The following is a 19,592-nucleotide window of genomic DNA, read 5'->3' on the forward strand; positions in this document are numbered from 1 at the left end:
AGCGTGGCCGTCCATGCCGCCGACCTGGCGGCGTCACCTCGACAATAAACAGAGCGGCTGCAATTGCCCGCTCAATCGTTCAGGGCGGTCCGTGTGTCACCTGCCGATGCCCGCGATGCTGCGGGCGTGCGCCCTTCGGCGCGTTCACGCCTGTCCGATCCTCGCGTCGCGCCTCGGATGAATAGCACGGCGCAGGTCGCGCACATTGCCCAGATACCCAATATCACCAGCCACTTTTCCATTTCACCAGTCCTCTAACCCCGTACCGTTTTTTTGTGCGTGCCCTGAGGCCGCGTACTGCCATGTTTCGTATAACGGCGTGCCGATCAGTTTGATAAGGGTAAAGGCGAAAATAATCACGCCAGGGAAAGTACTGATCGCAACCGTCGCCGTCGCGCGTGGCGCCATTCAGCGCAAACCCCCGCCACACAAGGCTTTTGAAGGGGTGCAACCAGTCGTTGAACATGGTTGCACCTTTTTATTGGGAGGCGTACGATTCGCCCAACTTTTAGTCTTTTCGCCAGCGCATTCTGGTATCCGAAGAAGGAAACATGGCTAGCACCACTCTTGGCGTCAAGGTCGACGACCTCCTGCGTTCCCGGCTGAAAGACGCCGCCACCCGCCTCGAACGCACTCCGCACTGGCTCATCAAGCAGGCGATTTTCGCGTACCTCGAAAAGATCGAGCACGGTCAATTGCCGCCCGAACTGTCGGGTGTAACGGGTTCGGCGGATCTGGCCGATGGCGCCTCGGTCGAGCAGGACGAAGACGGTGCGTCGCACCCGTTCCTCGAATTCGCGCAAAACGTGCAACCGCAATCGGTGCTGCGCGCGGCGATCACCGCGGCTTACCGCCGTCCGGAGCCGGAGTGCGTGCCGTTCCTGCTCGGTCAGGCGCGCTTGCCAGCCAACCTCGCGGGCGACGTGCAGGCCATGGCCGGCAAGCTCGTCGAAACGCTGCGCACCAAGAGCAAGGGCGGCGGCGTCGAAGGGCTGATTCACGAGTTCTCGCTGTCGAGCCAGGAAGGCGTGGCGCTCATGTGTCTCGCCGAAGCGCTGCTGCGCATTCCCGATCGCGCCACGCGCGACGCGCTGATCCGCGACAAGATCAGCAAGGGCGACTGGAAATCGCACGTTGGCCAAGCGCCGTCGCTGTTCGTCAATGCCGCCACCTGGGGCCTGATGATCACCGGCAAGCTGGTCACGACCAACAGCGAAACGAGCCTTTCCTCGGCGCTCACGCGTCTGATCGGCAAGGGCGGCGAGCCGCTGATCCGCAAGGGCGTGGATATGGCGATGCGCCTGATGGGCGAGCAGTTCGTCACGGGTGAGAACATCTCCGAGGCGCTCGCCAACAGCCGCAAATATGAAGCGCGCGGTTTCCGCTACTCGTATGACATGCTCGGCGAAGCGGCCACCACCGAAGCCGATGCGCAACGTTACTACGCGTCGTACGAGCAGGCGATTCACGCGATCGGCAAGGCCGCCGGCGGCCGCGGCATTTACGAAGGCCCCGGCATCTCGATCAAGCTCTCCGCGCTGCATGCACGCTACTCGCGTTCGCAGCAGGAACGCACGATGAACGAACTGCTGCCGCGCGTGCGTTCGCTCGCGATCCTCGCGCGCCGCTACGACATCGGCCTGAACATTGACGCCGAAGAAGCGGACCGCCTCGAAGTTTCGCTGGATCTGCTCGAAGCGCTGTGCTTCGATCCGGATCTGGCCGGCTGGAACGGCATCGGCTTCGTGGTGCAGGCGTATCAGAAGCGCTGCCCGTTCGTGATCGAGTACATCATCGATCTGGCGCGCCGCAGCCGTCACCGCATCATGGTGCGCCTCGTGAAGGGCGCTTATTGGGACACCGAAATCAAGCGCGCACAGGTGGACGGCCTCGAGGGCTATCCGGTCTACACGCGCAAGATCTACACGGACGTGTCGTACCTCGCTTGCGCGAAGAAGCTGCTCGGCGCGCCGGACGCGGTCTATCCGCAGTTCGCCACGCACAACGCGCACACGCTCTCCGCGATCTATCACCTCGCGGGCAACAACTACTACCCCGGCCAATACGAGTTCCAGTGCCTGCACGGCATGGGTGAACCGCTGTACGAAGAAGTCACGGGCCGCGACAAGCTGAACCGTCCGTGCCGCGTGTACGCACCGGTCGGCACGCATGAAACGCTGCTCGCGTACCTCGTGCGCCGGCTGCTGGAGAACGGCGCGAACACGTCGTTCGTGAATCGCATCGCCGATGAAAGCGTCGCGATCAAGGACCTGATCGCCGATCCGGTCGACGAAGCCTCGAAGATCGTCCCGCTCGGCGCGCCGCACGCGAAGATTCCGCTGCCGCGCAATCTGTACGGCGCCGAGCGTCTCAATTCGATGGGCCTCGATCTGTCGAATGAGCATCGTCTGGCGTCGCTGTCGTCGGCGTTGCTGGCGAGTGCGCATCATCCGTGGCGCGCTGCGCCGATGCTCGAAGACAACGAAATCGCCGTGGGCGCCGCACGCGACGTGCGCAATCCGGCGGACCAGCGCGACCTCGTCGGCACCGTCGTCGATGCGACCGCGGATCACGCGAGCGCCGCGCTCGCGCATGCAGTCGCCACCGCGCCGATCTGGCAAGCCACGCCGGTCGATGCACGGGCCGATTGCCTCGCGCGTGCCGCCGATCTGCTCGAAGCGCAGATGCATACGCTGATGGGTCTGGTGGTGCGTGAAGCCGGCAAGTCGCTGGCGAACGCGGTCGCGGAAATCCGCGAAGCGATCGACTTCTTGCGCTATTACTCCACGCAGATCCGCGACGAGTTCTCGAACGACACGCACCGCCCGCTTGGTCCGGTGGTCTGTATCAGTCCGTGGAACTTCCCGCTGGCGATTTTCATGGGGCAGGTGGCCGCCGCGCTGGCGGCAGGCAATACGGTGCTCGCGAAGCCGGCTGAACAGACGCCGCTGATCGCCGCGCAAGCCGTGCGCATTCTGCGTGAAGCCGGCGTGCCGGCAGGCGCGGTGCAACTGCTGCCGGGCGACGGCGAGACGGTAGGTGCCGCGCTGGTGGCCGACCCGCGTACCCGCGCGGTGATGTTCACCGGTTCGACCGAAGTCGCGCGCCTGATCAACAAGACGCTGTCGGGCCGCCTCGATCCGGACGGCAAGCCGATTCCTCTGATCGCCGAAACCGGCGGCCAGAACGCGATGATCGTCGACTCGTCGGCGCTCGCCGAACAGGTGGTAGCGGACGTGCTGCAATCGTCGTTCGATTCCGCCGGTCAACGGTGTTCCGCGTTGCGCGTTCTTTGTCTGCAGGACGACGTTGCGGACCGCACGCTTGAGATGCTGACGGGCGCGATGCGCGAACTGGCCGTGGGCAATCCGGACCGCCTGTCGATCGACGTCGGCCCGGTGATCGACCTCGACGCGAAGCGCGGCATCGACGCGCACGTCGCGGCGATGCGCGAGAAAGGCCGCAAGGTCGAGCAACTGCCGATGCCGGAAGGCTGCGCGCAAGGCACGTTCGTGCCGCCGACGCTGATCGAGCTCGACAGCATCGACGAACTGAAGCGCGAAGTGTTCGGCCCGGTGCTGCATGTGGTGCGTTACCGCCGCAGCCAGCTGGACAAGCTGCTCGAACAGATCCGCGCAACGGGTTACGGCCTGACGCTCGGCATCCACACGCGGATCGATGAAACCATCGCTCACGTGATCAGCCGCGCGCATGTCGGCAACATTTATGTGAACCGCAACGTGATCGGCGCGGTCGTGGGTGTGCAGCCGTTTGGCGGTGAAGGATTGTCGGGCACGGGGCCGAAGGCAGGCGGCGCGCTGTATCTGCAGCGTTTGCTTGCCACGCGTCCGGCGGGTTTGCCGAAGTCGCTGGCGCAGGCGCTGGTGGCGGATGTTCCGCAAGCCGGTGACCACGGCGACAATCCGTCCGCCGCGCTGACCGCGTTGCGCGACTGGCTGATCGCTGAACGCGAGCCGCAACTGGCCGCGCGCTGCGACGGTTATCTGTCGCATATGCCGGCGGGCGCAACGGCGGTCCTGTCGGGGCCGACTGGCGAGCGCAACACGTACACGCTGGGCGCGCGCGGCACGGTCCTGTGTATTGCGTCGACCGCGAGCGGCGCGCGCGTGCAGTTTGCCGCGGCACTGGCCACGGGCAATCGCGCGTTGTTCGAGGGTGCGGCGGGTGAACAACTGGTGGCCCAGTTGCCCGCCTCGCTGAAGTCCCACGCGAGCGTGAAGAAGAGCGCCGACGCTCCGTTCGACGCGGTGCTGTTCGAAGGCGATAGCGATGAATTGCTGGCGCTGGTGAAGGAAGTCGCGAAACGTCCGGGACCGATCGTTTCGGTGCAGGGCGTGGCGGCGCGCGCGCTGGAAAGCGGCGATGAGGATTACGCGCTCGAACGTCTGTTGACGGAACGTTCGGTCAGCGTGAATACGGCAGCAGCAGGCGGTAATGCAAATTTGATGACGATCGGTTGAGCGAACCTTACCGATCTACTCAATATAACGGAAGCGGTACGGCGACCCCGAAGCCGCTCCATCCACACCTGGTACCTAGGAGAAGCTATGCAACACAAGATGAAACAGCTGGCAGGCGCAGCACTGGTTGCAGCGATGTCGCTGGCGGGGACGGCCAACGCACAATCGACGGAAGACGTGAAGATCGGCTTTGCCGGTCCGATGACGGGCGGGCAGGCGCACTACGGCAAGGACTTCCAGAACGGCATCACGCTGGCCGTGGAAGACATGAACGCAAGTAAGCCGATGATCGGCGGCAAGCAGGTTCGCTTCGTGCTGGACTCGGCCGACGACCAGGCTGACCCGCGCACCGGCACGACCGTCGCGCAGAAGCTGGTGGACGACGGCATCAAGGGCATGCTCGGCCACTTCAACTCGGGCACCACGATTCCGGCTTCGCGCATTTACGCGAACGCGGGCATCCCCGAAATCGCAATGGCGACGGCGCCTGAGTACACGCAACAAGGTTTCAAGACCACGTTCCGCATGATGACGTCCGACACGCAGCAAGGTTCGGTCGCCGGCACGTTCGCGGTCAAGAGCCTGGGCGTGAAGAAGATCGCTATCGTCGACGACCGCACGGCCTACGGCCAGGGTCTGGCTGATCAGTTCGAAAAGGCTGCGAAGGCTGCGGGCGCCACGATCGTCGATCGTGAATACACGAACGACAAGGCAGTGGACTTCAAGTCGATCCTGACCAAGCTGAAGTCGGTGCAACCGGACCTGATCTATTACGGCGGCGCGGATTCGCAAGCGGCACCGATGGTCAAGCAGATGAAGGCACTGGGCATCAAGGCTCCGCTGATGGGCGGCGAAATGGTCCACACGCCGACGTTCATCCAGATCGCGGGTGACGCGGCCAACGGCACGGTGGCATCGCTCGCCGGCCTGCCGCTGGAAGAAATGCCGGGTGGTAAGGACTACGTTGCAAAGTACAAGAAGCGTTTCAACGAAGACGTGCAAACGTACTCGCCGTACGCCTACGACGGCGCAATGGCAATGTTCGACGCAATGAAGAAGGCGAACTCGACCGATCCGGCCAAGTACCTGCCGCTGCTCGCTAAGACCTCGATGCCGGCAGTGACGTCGGCTAACCTGGCCTACGACGGCAAGGGTGACCTGAAGAACGGCGGCATCACGCTGTACAAGGTTGTCGACGGCAAGTGGACGACGCTGCAAAGCGTGGGCGGCAAGTAAGCGGTTTTTTGCTGCTGCGCCAGATGTCAGAAACCCCGCCTCGGCGGGGTTTTTTTATGGTTGGCCGTACCGCTCCCACCCCACCACACCTACTCCCCGCGCATCTTCCTCCCCTGCTCGCGAATCTGCTCCAATGTCGCGCCTGGCGTGCTCGCCTCCTGCGGCATGCGAATCTCGATCACCGCAGCGCGCTTGGCTTCAATCGAACGCTTGAGTGCCGGAAGAAAATCCTCAGTCCGCTCCACCGTCTCACCATGCGCCCCGAACGAACGCGCGAACGCCGCGAAGTCCGGATTGGTTAATCCGGTGCCATGCACCCGTCCAGGATAGTGCCGTTCCTGGTGCATCCGGATCGTGCCGAAGTGACTGTTATTCACGACGATAAACAGCACATGCAAGTCGTACTGCATCGCCGTCGCAAGCTCCTGCGCCGCCATCATGAAGCAGCCGTCCCCGGCCAATGCAACCACAGCGCGTTGCGGATAAAGCGACTTCGCCGCGATCGCCGCCGGCACGCCGTAGCCCATCGCACCACTCGTCGGCGCGAGCTGCGACCGGTAGTGCCGATACGAGAAATGCCGATGCAGCCACGTCGCGTAATTGCCCGCACCGTTCGTGAGAATTGCGTCGTCCGGCAGATGCGCGCGCAACTGCTGGATCACCTCGCCCATCTGCACGTCGCCGGGAATTGCGCGCGGTTTGCGCCAGTCGAGATACGCGCGATGCGCTTCTTCCGCGGCACCTGCCCATGCGGTTTTCTCAGAGGACGGCTTCAACGCCGCAAGCATTGCCGCCAGTTCGGGCATGCCGGAGACGATCGGCAAGTCCGCTGCATAGACACGCCCCAATTCCTCGGCGCCCTGATGCACATGCACCAGCGTCTGCTTGGTTTTCGGAATGTCGAGTAGCGTGTAGCCGTTCGTCGTGGCTTCACCTAGCCGTGGGCCGAGTGTGAGCAGCAGATCCGCGTCACGGATACGTTGCGCGAGCGCCGGATTGATGCCCAGGCCCACGTCGCCGGCATAGTTCGGATGCTCGTTGTCGAGCGTGTCCTGAAAGCGGAACGCGAGGCCGACCGGCAGTTGCCAGTTCTCGACGAAGCGCCGAAAGTCCGCACACGCGGCAGGCGTCCAGCCGCTGCCGCCTGCGATTACCATCGGCCGCTGCGCGCCTTCGAGCAGCACGCGCAACTTCTCGATCTGTGCCGCTGACGGCGACGCCGCGACGCGCTGATAAGCGGGCGCGCCAGCCACGGCTTCGCACGCGTCGCTCAGCACATCTTCCGGCAGCGACAGCACGACCGGTCCTGGCCGCCCGGCAGTGGCCGTGTGAAACGCATGGCTCAGATACTCGGGAATACGCTTCGGGTCATCGATTTGCGCGACCCACTTCGCCATCTGGCCGAACATGCGCCGATAGTCGATTTCCTGGAAGGCTTCGCGGTCGAGATGCTCGCGCGCGCATTGGCCAATCAGCAGGATCATCGGCGTGGAGTCCTGAAACGCGGTGTGCACACCAATCGACGCATGCGTGGCACCCGGTCCACGTGTGACGATCGCGACGCCCGGACGCCCTGTCAATTTGCCGACCGCCTCCGCCATATTTGCCGCCGCCGCTTCGTGGCGGCACACAATCGTCTGGATGCTTTCGGTCTCGTCGTGCAGCGAGTCGAGCACCGCGAGAAAACTCTCGCCAGGCACACAAAAAACACGTTCGACACCATGCGTGAGCAAAGCATCGACGATAAGACGCGCGCCGGTGGTTTGGGCGGCGGCGGAACCAGAAACGGGAGCATTCGGCTGCGACATTGCGATGAAGCCTCCAGACAGTGCGTGAGTGCGACGTGAGATTGCCGCATCGGCGCGAGCGAAGCCGATGGGCGCTTTGACAGCTTACGCTGAGCACACCGCCGCTGTCACGGCGCAGCGCAACCGGTTCGGTCACGGCAAAGAGAAAGCGCGCCGCGCCGCATGCGCCAATAAAAAACGCGGGCCGTAGCCCGCGTCATCGTCACCGCCTTAACACGTGGTCTTCAGCACTCGACGATATTCACCGCCAACCCGCCGCGCGACGTTTCCTTGTACTTCGTCTTCATATCCGCGCCGGTTTCGCGCATGGTCTTGATCACCGAATCGAGCGACACATAGTGGCTGCCGTCGCCGCGCAACGCCATGCGTGCCGCGTTGACCGCTTTCACCGACGCCATCGCATTGCGCTCGATGCACGGAATCTGCACCATGCCGCCGACCGGGTCGCACGTGAGGCCGAGGTTGTGCTCCATGCCGATTTCGGCGGCGTTCTCGACCTGCCTCGGCGTGCCGCCCATCACCGCGGCGAGCGCGCCCGCCGCCATCGAGCACGCGACGCCCACTTCGCCCTGGCAGCCGACTTCAGCGCCCGAAATCGACGCGTTCAGCTTGTACAGAATGCCGATCGCTGCAGCCGTCATCAGGAAGTCGATCACGCCTTGCTGGTTCGAGCCCGGCATGAAGCGCGTGTAGTAATGCAGGACCGCCGGAATGATGCCGGCCGCGCCGTTGGTCGGCGCCGTGACCACGCGCCCACCCGCGGCATTTTCTTCGTTGACGGCGATTGCGTAGAGATTGATCCAGTCGACCATCGACAAAGGATCGCGCAGCGCGAGTTCAGGATTGCCGGACAGCGCGCGATACAGCTGCGGCGCACGGCGTTTGACCTGGAACGGTCCGGGCAAGGTGCCGTCGGCATCCGGATTGTTGATGCCGCAACCCCGTGACACGCACGACTGCATCACGTCCCAGATTTTCTGCAAGCCCACACGCGTTTCTTCTTCCGTATGCCAGACGCGCTCGTTTTCCCACATCAACTGAGCGATGCTTTTGCCAGTCGATTCGCACAGCGCGAGCAATTCATTGCCGCTGCGAAACGGATGCGGCAACTGGTCGACGGCGCTCAGCACCTTCGTATTCGGCGCGCCGGCCGTCACCACGAAACCACCGCCAACCGACAGATAGGTCGATTCGCGCAGCGTCTCACCCTGAGCGTCGTACGCGCGCAGCTTCAGTCCGTTCGGATGTTCCGGCAGCGCCTGACGATAAAACGAAATGTGCTCTTTCTGCACGAACGGCACCTCGTGCGTGCCGAGCAGCGCGAGCTTGCGCGTGGCGCGCACGTTGTCGAGCCGTTGCACGATCGTGTCGGGGTCGACCGTGTCGGGTGCATCGCCCATCAGGCCGAGCATGACGCCGCGATCCGTGCCGTGTCCCTTGCCGGTCGCGCCGAGCGATCCGTACAGATCCACTTTGACCGACGCGGTGGCTGCAAGCAGCCCATCGCGTTCAAGCCCTTGAGCGAACATCAGCGCCGCGCGCATCGGCCCGACCGTATGCGAGCTGGACGGACCAATGCCGATTTTGAAGAGGTCGAACACGCTGACTGCCATTTACTGCTCCCTGCTTATAGAGTGGTTGGTTTACCGCGCCGGCAGCGGCAAACACACGGCGAGCCACGCGGGCGGCGCCGGTGCGAGCTGCAGCGCGATTGGCGTATAGCGCCCGTCGAGGCGTGCCGCCAGGTGGAACAGCTCCGTCGCGTTCTTCGGGTCCCACTGGCCCGAATAGCCGGGCAAGCCGGCCTCGCGACGTTTTGCATCGAACGCGACGTTCGAATGCACAAATTCTTCATGTGTTTTGGCGCCGGTCGCGTACGGCGTCAACCAGTTGAGCGCGGCCGCCAACGTCGCGCCGTTCGCCCCCTTCTCCGGCAGCCAGTTGCGGTTATGGCGGCGCGCAGAGAGTGCGGCCGTGACGAGCGGCTGCAGATCGTAGGTGACATAGTGCAGCGCGTCACGCTCGCCGAAGTCGATAGTCGAGCCATCCGGCTCGATGTTGTCGCCAATATGCTCGACGAACAGGCGCTGGGCCGCATTGATCATCTTGCGGTTGTCGAGCGTGAACGCGGCCATCGCAATCAGTTTGATCCGGTGACTCTGCCAGTTGTTCCTGAACGTACCCGCGAGCGGCCGCGGCTGAGCGTCGATTTGTCCGATGTAGCCGTTCGCGAGCTTCGTCAGGAACGCCATCGACGCATTGCGTGTTTTCACAGGCAGTGCGCTCGCCGTCATGTCGTACGCGAGAATCAACCCTTCGAAACGGGTTTCGTCGATGGGATTGAAGCTCGGCTGATAAGTGGTGACCCACGCGAACAGGAGGCGGTCGACGAGCTTGAGATAACGGTCGTCGCTGGTGGCGCGCCAGGCGAGCGCGGCGTCGCGCAGCAGATCGAGATCTTTTTCCGCTTCGACGCTTTGATCGTAGATGCCTTCGTGCGGCAGCGTGCCTTCCGTGTGCAGTTTGACGAGCGCGTGCGGCGGGTCGTTCAGATGGGCCTGCACATTGCTCACCAGCGCTTTCACACCGGGATCGGCGTTCGTGCGCTCACTGGTTTGCAGCGCGGGCGCCGCGCAAAAATTCATCGCGGCCTGGGCCTGCCGCAGCGGCAGCAGCACGGCGGCGCCGGCCAGCAGCAGTATGCCGGCGCGCCGCCACGCCTGAGCCTGGCTTTGCATCAATCGCACCTTTCGCGCCATGCGAAACTCCTCGTTTGGCTGATTCGGTGTGAGATGTTAGCCGTTTGCGGCCACGAACGACAGAACTGCGCGCCGTCCGCTTAAAACCTGCGGGCGGCGCGCGACGGCGTCACGCTTACTCGTAGTCGGCGATCGGCACGCAGGAGCAGAACAGATTGCGGTCGCCGTACACGTTGTCCGCACGGCCGACCGGCGGCCAGTACTTCTTCGCGATCAGCGTCGGCAGCGGATACGCGGCGGTTTCGCGCGCATAGCCATGCTTCCAGTCGTTAGCGATCACCACGGCCGCGGTGTGCGGCGCGTGCTTCCGAGGATTGTCCTCGCGGTCCGAACGGCCTTCTTCCACCGCGCGGATTTCCTCGCGGATCGCGATCATCGCTTCAATGAAACGGTCGAGTTCTTCCTTCGATTCCGACTCGGTCGGCTCGACCATCAGCGTGCCCGGCACCGGGAAGCTCATGGTCGGCGCGTGGAAGCCGTAGTCGGCCAGACGCTTGGCGACGTCGTCCACGGTGATGCCGCTCGTGTCCTTGATCGGGCGCAGGTCCAGAATGCACTCGTGCGCGACCAGTCCGCCCGGGCCAGAATACAGCACCGGATAATGCGGGGCGAGCTTGTTCGCGACGTAGTTCGCGTTGAGGATCGCGGTTTCGGTTGCGGCGGTGAGATTCTTCGCGCCCATCATCGCGATGTACATCCATGAGATCGGCAGGATCGAAGCCGAACCGTACGGTGCGCCCGAGACGGCGCCAATGCCGTTCGGCGTGCGCTCATAACCCGACGAGATCTGGTTCGGCAGGAACTGCGCGAGGTGCGCGCCGACGGCGACCGGACCGACGCCCGGTCCGCCGCCGCCGTGCGGAATGCAGAAGGTTTTGTGCAGGTTCAGGTGCGAGACGTCGCCGCCGAACTGGCCCGGCGCCGTCAGACCGACCATCGCGTTCATGTTCGCGCCGTCCACGTACACCTGGCCGCCGTGCGCATGCACGATGTCGCAGATTTCGCGGACGTTCTGCTCGAACACGCCGTGCGTGGACGGATACGTGATCATGATCGCCGCGAGTTTGTCGGCGTGCTGATCGGCCTTTTTGCGCAGATCTTCGATATCGACGTTGCCCTGCGCGTCGCACGCGACCACCACCACCTGCATGCCCGCCATCTGCGCCGACGCCGGGTTCGTGCCGTGCGCCGAGGCGGGAATCAGGCAGACGTTGCGATGCCCTTCACCGCGCGACGCATGATAGGCGTGGATGATCAGCAAGCCGGCGTACTCGCCTTGCGAGCCGGCGTTCGGCTGCAGCGACACCGCAGCGTAGCCGGTCGCCGCGACCAGCATCGCTTCGAGCTGATCGATCATTTCGCGGTAGCCGACGGTTTGCTCCGCCGGTGCGAACGGGTGAATCTGGCCGAATTCGGGCCACGTGACCGGCAGCATTTCCGAGGTCGCGTTCAGCTTCATCGTGCACGAGCCGAGCGGGATCATCGAGCGGTCGAGCGCGAGATCCTTGTCCGACAGGCTGCGCAGATAGCGCAGCATTTCCGTTTCCGAATGATGACGGTTGAACACATGGTGCGTGAGGTACGCGCTGGTGCGCTCGAGCGCGGCCGGCACCGATGAGGCGTTCGAGGCGGCAATCGCGGCGTCGAGCGTGTCGACTTGCGGCACGTCGCTGGCGAAGGCCGCTTGTGCGAACACAGCGAGCAGATCGGCCAGATCGTGGCGCGTGGTGGTTTCGTCGATCGACACGCCAACTTGCGTCGTACTCACGCGGCGCAGGTTGATGCGCTTCGCCGTGGCTGCGTCGAGCAGCGCTTGCGTGCGCGCGCCGGTGTCGAACGTGAGCGTGTCGAAGAAGGTCTCGTTGACGAGCGTGTAGCCGAGTTGCTTCGCGCCTTCTGCGAGCAGCGCGGCAATGCGGTTCACGCGCAGCGCGATCGCCTTCAGACCGTGCGGGCCATGATAGACCGCATACATGCTGGCCATGATCGCGAGCAGCGCTTGCGCGGTGCACACGTTCGAGGTCGCCTTCTCGCGGCGGATATGTTGTTCACGCGTTTGCAGCGCGAGGCGCAGCGCGGGATTGCCTTGCGCATCGACGGTCACGCCAACGAGGCGGCCCGGCATCTGGCGCTTGAATTCGTCGCGCACGGCGAGGTAAGCCGCGTGCGGGCCGCCGAAGCCCACCGGCACGCCAAAGCGCTGCGTATTGCCGACGGCCACGTCCGCGCCCCATTCGCCCGGCGGCGTGAGCACCGTCAGCGCGAGCAGATCGGCGGCGACCACCACGTGGCCGCCGGCTGCGTGGATGGCTTCGGTCAGCGCGCGGTAGTCGCGCACGTCGCCGTTCACGCCCGGGTATTGCAGCAGCACGCCGAACGCATTCGCGTTCGCGGCGTCCGCGGCCGGGCCCACTTTCACTTCGATGCCGACCGGCGTGGCGCGCGTTTTCACCACTTCGATGGTTTGCGGCAGCACGTCGTCCGCCACGAAGAAAACATTCGACTTCGGCTTGCCGATGCGCTGCAGCAGCGTCATGGCTTCAGCCGCGGCGGTGGCTTCGTCGAGCAGCGACGCGTTCGAGATCGCCAGACCGGTCAGGTCGACGACCATCTGCTGGAAGTTCAAGAGCGCTTCCAGACGGCCTTGCGAGATTTCCGGCTGATACGGCGTGTACGCGGTGTACCACGCCGGATTTTCCAGCACGTTGCGCAGGATCACCGTCGGTGTATGCGCGTTGTAATAGCCCTGCCCGATGTACGAGCGGAACACCTGGTTCTTGTCCGCGAGTTCACGCAGCGCGGCGAGCGCTTCGGCTTCGCTCTTCGGTTGCGCGAAGGGGCCGAGCGGCAGCGTTTCGGTGCGGCGGATCGTCTTCGGAATGACGGCGTCAATCAGCGCGGCGCGCGACGCGAAACCGAGGGCGTCGAGCATCGCCTGCTGGTCGGCCGCATCCGGGCCGATGTGCCGTTCGGCGAAGGCGTCATGCACTTCGAGCGCGGCGAGCGAGAGAGGAGTGCGGTTCATCAGACGATCCGGGTGTTCGAGCTTCATGGGTGTTCCTGGCGGTGCGGCGCGCCATGCTTGATGGCCGCCGCACCTGACGGTTTAACGAATAGTGAATCAGGCGCCGATCGACTTCGAGTACGCGTCGGCGTCAATCAGACGGTCTTGCGAGGCGCCCGCGGCCGGCTTGATCTTGAAGAGCCAGCTGTCATACGGCGAGCTGTTGACCTCATCCGGCGTGTCGGCCACGGCCGTGTTCGCTTCGATGATTTCGCCCGAGACCGGCGCGTAAATATCGGAGGCGGCTTTCACCGACTCGATCACGGCGACGGTGTCGCCCGCGTCCACGGTCTTGCCCAGTGCCTGGACTTCGAAGAAGACGATGTCGCCGAGCGCTTCTTGCGCGTGGTCGGTAATACCGACCGTCAGCGTGCCGTCCGCTTCGGTGCGGACCCATTCGTGCGATTCGGTGTATTTCAGATCGGCCGGGATGCTCATCGGATGCTCCTATGCGGTGTGATTCGGTAAGAACTTAAAAGTGAATTGACGCACGCGCCGGCTGCTTAAACCGCGAGCACTTTACCGTTGCGTACGAACGGCAGTTTTACCACGCTTGCGGGAACGTTCTTGTCACGAATCTGAACGTGAACGGTGTCGCCCGGCTGCACGCCCTTGGGGACGCGCGCGAAGGCGATCGATTCCTGCATGGTCGGTGAAAAAGTGCCGCTGGTAATTTCGCCTTCGCCGTGCGGCGTGACGACTTTCTGATGCGCGCGCAGCACGCCTGCCGCCTTGCCGTTCTCCTTCAGGAGAATCAAGCCGACGAACGCAGCCTGCGAGCCATTTGCTTCAAGCTTGCCCTTGCCCACGAAGTCGCGCGGCGCGGTGAGGTCGACGGTCCAGGCAAGGCCGGCGTCGAGCGGCGAGACGTTGTCGTCCATGTCCTGGCCGTACAGATTCATGCCGGCTTCTAGGCGCAGCGTGTCGCGCGCGCCGAGACCGGCCGGGCGCACGCCTTGCGCCTGCAGCGCGTTCCACAGCGCGATCACCTGATCTGCCGGGACGATGATTTCGAAGCCGTCTTCCCCGGTGTAGCCGGTGCGGGCGACCGTCAGCTCGCCGAACGGCGTGCCTTCGACACGCGCGGCGTTGAAGGGCTTGAGTGCTTCGGTGGCGGCGCGCGTGGCGGGCACGGTTTGCCAGAATTTTTCGCGCGCGTTCGGGCCTTGAACGGCGACGATCGCGTAATCGCGGCGCGGCGTGATGGTCAGGCCGAAGCCGCCTTCGGCGTTGAGCTGGCCGAACCAGGCGATGTCTTTGTCGGCGGTGCCGGCGTTGACGACCAGGCGGAAGTGATCTTCACCGAAGTAATAGACGATCAGGTCGTCGATCACGCCGCCGTTCGGGTTCAGCAGGCAGGAATAGAGCGCGCGGCCAGGCGTTTGCAGCTTGGCGACGTTATTGGCGAGCGCGTACTCGAAAAAGGCGCGCACGCGCTCGCCGGTGAAATCGACGACGCACATGTGCGAGACGTCGAACATGCCGGCGTCGGTGCGCACGGCGCGGTGTTCGTCGATCTGCGAGCCGTAGTTGACAGGCATGTCCCAGCCGCCGAAATCGACCATGCGGGCATTGAGCGCACGATGGGTGGCGTTGAGCGGGGTGTGTTTGAGTTCGGTCATGGGGCCTCGGGCATCTCGCGAAACAAAAAAGGGCATGCGCCGCAACGCCTCGCGGCGTGCTGCCTGCGAGCGTGGTGCTGCATGACCCCTCTGTCCTCGATACCTGAGAGATTGCGCCGCCGTGAGAACGTGAATTCGTCACGGTGAAACGCGCGCCCCTTCGGTGGGCAGCCTGCCAGATCTGCATGTTTGAACGATGCAGACGGCTACTGCCGCTCTCCAGAGTGCGAAAAACCGCTGCCTTGATGCTGCTTCAACGCGGGGTTTTTCGACGCGGTCGGTCCTTTTGCCTGAGAGTTTGCGGGTGTGCCCCTTCGGCGGCGCGGCCTGCGGTGATTAGCGGCCAGCGCGCTCTCCCGACGCGTGCGGCGAATGTACGCGAGGGCCGGGGGCTTGTCAATTAAAGGCCCCCCGGAGGCGCGCCGGGGCCGGCGCGGCGCTTGCGCGGAGCTCAAAAAAAAGCGCGGGACGTCATGCCCGCGCTTATTTCTGCTTCGGTGCCTGGACTGGCGCGCTTATTCCCCGATGGCGTGAGCCGCGTTGTCCAGTTCCTGGTTCAGCACGCGCTGTTCGTCGCCGGACAGGCCGCCGCCGTGTTGCGCGGCCATGTCGTGCGCTTCCTGGCGGATCACGTCGAGGCGATGATGCAGCGCACCGCCTTGCGGGGGCGGGTAATAGCCCTGATTCACGCGATTGTCGATACGGCGCCCGAGATTGTCGATGCGGCCGTCGACCTGAAAGAGACGCTGCTGCGCGATCTGCTGCGGGTTAGGGCGCGGCGCCGGTGCTGGTGCGGGTTGAGTCGGCGCCACCACGCAGGCGGCGAGTGAGCTGAGCAGGGCGCATGCGGCTAGCGCGCGGATGGTACGGGGCATGGACACTCCGGAAGTCGTTGTCGTTTTGTGGTGCTACTCGGGTAGCAACGGATGATGGCGTGATCGCGCTGACCGGGGGCGCGGCCTTATTTGTAACGTTATGTTCCTTTCGTCCATGTCAGGTTTGAGGCCGGCGCGGCGTTGCCAGCAAGTGGACTTTTTTGGTACACAAGCCGTTGCGCCGCGCGGGCCAAACCCTCAGCGAATGCGTTCGAACGGCAGCCGGACGCCTTCTTCCGAACTCCGGGCGGCGAGTTCGATAATTGTCATTACGTCGACGGCGTCCTGTGCGCTGACCGGGAATTTCACGCCGTTCTGGATCGCATCGGCCACCGCAATATAAAAGCCCACGTAGTCCCCGTTGCGCGTTGGAAGTTCGCGCTCGACTTCCTGATCGCCTTCGAGCACGCGCACCAGACCCGCGGCATTACCGGCGCCGAAGCCTTCATCGCCCGGCCGCAGGCCTGCCTTCAGCTGATCTTCCTGCGTGTCGAGCCCATTTTTCACGTAGCTTCCGCGTGTACCGTGGATCGTGAAGCGGGGCGCGACCAGCGCGGTCAGCGCGCTCGCGTGCAAGACCACCTCGAACTCGCCGTAGCCGAGCTGAATATGGACGTAGTCCGGCGCGCTGGCCTCGTCGCGATGCGTGCGCACCGTCGCCGACACGGTCTGCGGGGCACCGAACAAGGCCAGCGCCTGGTCGACCAGGTGCGGCCCGAGGTCCAGCAGCAAGCCGCCGCCGCGTGACGCTTCCTCGCGCCAACGCTGCCGCACTTCCGGCCGGAAACGGTCGAAATGCGATTCGTATTGCGTGATACGGCCCAACTGTCCGCTTGCGAGCAGTTCGCGCACGGTCAGAAAGTCACCGTCCCAGCGGCGGTTGTGAAACGGCATGAAAAGCTTGCCGCGGGCGAGCGCGATGTTGGCGAGCGTGTGGGCGTCGGCGGCGTTCAGCGTGACCGGCTTGTCGACCACCACGTGCTTGCCGGCTTCCAGCGTGCGGCGCGCCAGGTCGAAGTGCGTGTCGTTGGGCGTGGCGATCACGATGCACTCGATTTCATCCAGCGCGAGCAGCGCGTCGAGATCGGCCACGACCTTGGTATGCGGATAGTCGGCGAGCGCGCGCTCGGGCTGACTCGTGGCGACGGCCGCGACGCTCGCGCGGCCGCAGTGCTCGATCACCGGCGCATGAAAAGTCGCGCCGGCAAAACCGTAACCCATCAATCCAATCTTCAGCGATGCGGACATGCGTGTCTTCCTGCAAAAACGGCGCGCCGCTTTGCCACCGCGGCGACGGCGCGCAACACCGTAATTGTGGCATGTCCTGAAGACGGACCGTCGGCGCCATTGCGGGAGTCCGTCGCCGTGATGGGCCGCGGTTGTCTGTTCAGGGCGCCGGTCGCGGGGGCTGTCGCATCCATCTGGCGTATCCGTCTGCCGCTTCCATCCGTCGAATCTATCCGTCGAATCTATCCGTCGAATCCATCCGTGTTAACATCGCTCCTCTCGCGCGAACCGCAGCGGGCCCGGCCACCCTTGCACAGCAAGGGGCGTCCGTCCCAGCCGCCGGCGCCGCGCAGCACGCCCCCGGGCCTTCGGCCGGCGATATCGCGCCGCCGCGCCCTCAACCGCATTACCCATCCACAGACGATGTCCGCAGGCCTGAACCCCGCTCAAAATGAAGCGGTCCGTTATCTCGACGGTCCGTGTCTCGTGCTCGCCGGCGCAGGCAGCGGCAAGACGCGCGTGATTACGCAGAAGATCGCGCACCTGATCGAGGCCAAGGGCTTCGAGCCGCGCCACATCGCCGCCGTCACGTTCACGAACAAGGCCGCGTTGGAAATGCGTGAGCGCGTGGGCAAGCTGCTCGAAGGCAAGACGCTTACCACGCCCGGCAAGGAAGGGCGCAAGGTGCCCGTCAACCAGTTGACGGTGTGCACCTTCCACTCGCTTGGCGTGCAGATTCTGCGGCAGGAGGCGGAACACGTCGGCCTGAAGCCGCAGTTCTCGATCATGGATTCTGACGACTGCTTCGGCATGATCCAGGAGCAGGTCGGCTCGACGGACAAGGGCTTCATCCGCAAGATCCAGTCGATCATCTCGCTGTGGAAGAACGGCATGATCATGCCCGAGCAGGCGATCGCGATTGCCGCCAACGAGGACGAACATCAGGCCGCGATCGTCTATCGCAACTATGTGGCAACGCTGCACGCGTATCAGGCGGTCGACTTCGACGATCTGATCCGCCTGCCCGCCGAGCTCTTCGAGAAAAACGAGCAGGTGCGCGACCGCTGGCAGAACAAATTGCGCTATCTGCTGATCGACGAGTATCAGGACACGAACGCCTGCCAGTACGAACTGGTGAAACTGCTGGCCGGCAAGCGCGCCGCGTTCACGGCGGTTGGCGACGACGATCAGGCCATCTACGGCTGGCGCGGCGCCACGCTCGAAAATCTTGGGCAGCTCAGCAAGGATTTTCCGAAGCTGCATCTGATCAAGCTGGAGCAGAACTACCGCTCGACGGTGCGCATTCTCACCGCCGCGAACAACGTGATCGCGAACAACCCGAAGCTGTTCGAAAAGAAGCTCTGGTCCGAGCACGGCATGGGCGACACGATCACCGTCACCCCATGCAACGACGAAGAACACGAGGCCGAGTCCGTGGTGTTCCGCCTGTCCGCGCACAAGTTCGAGCGGCGCGCGAATTTCCGCGACTACGCGATCCTGTATCGCGGCAACTTCCAGGCGCGCATCTTCGAACAGGTGCTGCGGCGTGAACGGATACCGTACGTGCTGTCCGGCGGCCAATCGTTCTTCGACAAAGCCGAGATCAAGGACATCTGCGCGTATTTGCGGCTGATCGCCAATGCGAACGACGACCCCGCGTTCATCCGCGCAATCACCACGCCGCGGCGCGGCGTCGGCAATACCACGCTCGAAGCGCTCGGCTCGTTCGCGGGGCAGGCGAAGGTGTCGTTGTTCGAAGCGGTGTACATGGGCGGCATCGAGGCGCGTCTGTCGCCGCGGCAGATCGAGCCGATGCGCGTGTTCTGCGACTTCATGCAACGCCTTACCGATCGCGCGGAGAAGGACGCCGCCGGCACGCTGCTCGACGAATTGATGGACGCGATCCACTACGAAGCCTATCTCTACGATGCGTTCGATGAACGTCAGGCGCAGTCCAAGTGGCAAAACGTGCTGGAGTTCCTCGAGTGGCTGAAGCGCAAAGGCACCAAGGCCGAGCCCGAAGGGGCAGGAGAGAGTGAAGCGACCGGCTACGACACCGCCGACGGTCTCGGCGACACCGGCAAGAACCTGCTCGGCCTGATTCAGACCGTCGCGCTGATGTCGATGCTCGAGGGCCGCGAGGAAGATCCGGATGCGGTGCGCCTTTCGACGGTGCACGCGTCGAAGGGCCTGGAGTATCCGCACGTGTTCCTGGTGGGCGTTGAGGAAGGCATCATGCCGCATCGCGGCGGCCCCGACGACGAACCGATCGACGACGCGCGCATCGAGGAAGAGCGCCGTTTGATGTATGTGGCGATCACCCGTGCGCAGCGCAGCCTGCATCTGAACTGGTGCAAGAAGCGCAAGCGCGCTAGAGAGACGGTGGTGTGCGAGCCGTCGCGCTTCATTCCTGAAATGCTGCTCGACGATGCGCCGCCGCCCACGCCCGAAGAAGCGCCGATGTCGCCGAAAGACCGGCTCGCGAGTTTGAAGGCGCTGTTGCAGAAACCCTGAGTGACG

11 protein-coding genes and 2 riboswitches are annotated in these 19,592 nt (G+C 64.1%); of the genes, 3 read left to right on the forward strand and 8 right to left on the reverse strand.

Features of this window, described 5'->3' with window-relative positions:
- The first annotated feature begins 551 nt into the window (after positions 1–551).
- Both putA and A6V37_RS09715 read left to right on the forward strand, forming a co-directional pair.
- Positions 552–4,481 carry a trifunctional transcriptional regulator/proline dehydrogenase/L-glutamate gamma-semialdehyde dehydrogenase gene (gene putA, locus A6V37_RS09710; protein WP_064285941.1) on the forward strand — a complete coding sequence of 1,310 codons (3,930 nt, stop codon included), beginning with the start codon at positions 552–554 and terminating at the stop codon, positions 4,479–4,481.
- Between the two features lie 87 nt (positions 4,482–4,568).
- Positions 4,569–5,717, forward strand: a complete 1,149-nt coding sequence (locus tag A6V37_RS09715) for a branched-chain amino acid ABC transporter substrate-binding protein (RefSeq protein ID WP_064267037.1) — start codon at positions 4,569–4,571, stop codon at positions 5,715–5,717.
- An 89-nt stretch (positions 5,718–5,806) separates the two neighbouring features.
- Here the strand turns inward: A6V37_RS09715 and A6V37_RS09720 are convergent, their stop codons facing one another.
- The 8 genes from A6V37_RS09720 to A6V37_RS09755 form a co-directional block, all read right to left on the reverse strand.
- Positions 5,807–7,525 carry a thiamine pyrophosphate-binding protein gene (locus A6V37_RS09720; RefSeq protein WP_064267038.1) on the reverse strand — a complete coding sequence of 573 codons (1,719 nt, stop codon included), beginning with the start codon at positions 7,523–7,525 and terminating at the stop codon, positions 5,807–5,809.
- Between the two features lie 224 nt (positions 7,526–7,749).
- Positions 7,750–9,138, reverse strand: coding sequence for an L-serine ammonia-lyase (locus A6V37_RS09725; RefSeq protein ID WP_064267039.1), 1,389 nt, complete (start codon positions 9,136–9,138; stop codon positions 7,750–7,752).
- Positions 9,139–9,168: 30 nt separating this feature from the next.
- On the reverse strand, positions 9,169–10,284 hold the full coding sequence (locus A6V37_RS09730; protein ID WP_064267040.1) for an alginate lyase family protein: 1,116 nt from the start codon (positions 10,282–10,284) through the stop codon (positions 9,169–9,171).
- Between the two features lie 115 nt (positions 10,285–10,399).
- The gene (gene gcvP / locus A6V37_RS09735) at positions 10,400–13,336 is read right to left on the reverse strand and encodes an aminomethyl-transferring glycine dehydrogenase (RefSeq protein ID WP_064285942.1); all 2,937 of its coding nucleotides are present in this window, start codon (positions 13,334–13,336) and stop codon (positions 10,400–10,402) included.
- Between the two features lie 69 nt (positions 13,337–13,405).
- Positions 13,406–13,786, reverse strand: a complete 381-nt coding sequence (gene gcvH, locus A6V37_RS09740; protein ID WP_064267042.1) for a glycine cleavage system protein GcvH — start codon at positions 13,784–13,786, stop codon at positions 13,406–13,408.
- Positions 13,787–13,851: 65 nt separating this feature from the next.
- On the reverse strand, positions 13,852–14,970 hold the full coding sequence (gcvT, locus tag A6V37_RS09745; protein ID WP_064285943.1) for a glycine cleavage system aminomethyltransferase GcvT: 1,119 nt from the start codon (positions 14,968–14,970) through the stop codon (positions 13,852–13,854).
- 80 nt (positions 14,971–15,050) lie between these two features.
- A riboswitch (glycine riboswitch) is annotated at positions 15,051–15,203 on the reverse strand.
- Between the two features lie 35 nt (positions 15,204–15,238).
- A riboswitch (glycine riboswitch) is annotated at positions 15,239–15,339 on the reverse strand.
- A gap of 146 nt (positions 15,340–15,485) precedes the next feature.
- Entirely contained in the window at positions 15,486–15,845 is a 360-nt protein-coding gene (locus A6V37_RS09750) for a hypothetical protein (protein WP_064267044.1), read from the reverse strand.
- A 198-nt stretch (positions 15,846–16,043) separates the two neighbouring features.
- Complete coding sequence (locus A6V37_RS09755; protein ID WP_064267045.1) at positions 16,044–17,093, reverse strand: oxidoreductase; 1,050 nt, start codon at positions 17,091–17,093, stop codon at positions 16,044–16,046.
- A 402-nt stretch (positions 17,094–17,495) separates the two neighbouring features.
- On the opposite strand from A6V37_RS09755, the gene A6V37_RS09760 reads away from it, so the two are divergent.
- Positions 17,496–19,586 carry a UvrD-helicase domain-containing protein gene (locus tag A6V37_RS09760; RefSeq protein ID WP_064267046.1) on the forward strand — a complete coding sequence of 697 codons (2,091 nt, stop codon included), beginning with the start codon at positions 17,496–17,498 and terminating at the stop codon, positions 19,584–19,586.
- Positions 19,587–19,592 lie beyond the last annotated feature (6 nt).

The sequence above is a fragment of the Paraburkholderia ginsengiterrae genome (assembly GCF_001645125.1).
GTDB lineage: Bacteria > Pseudomonadota > Gammaproteobacteria > Burkholderiales > Burkholderiaceae > Paraburkholderia > Paraburkholderia ginsengiterrae.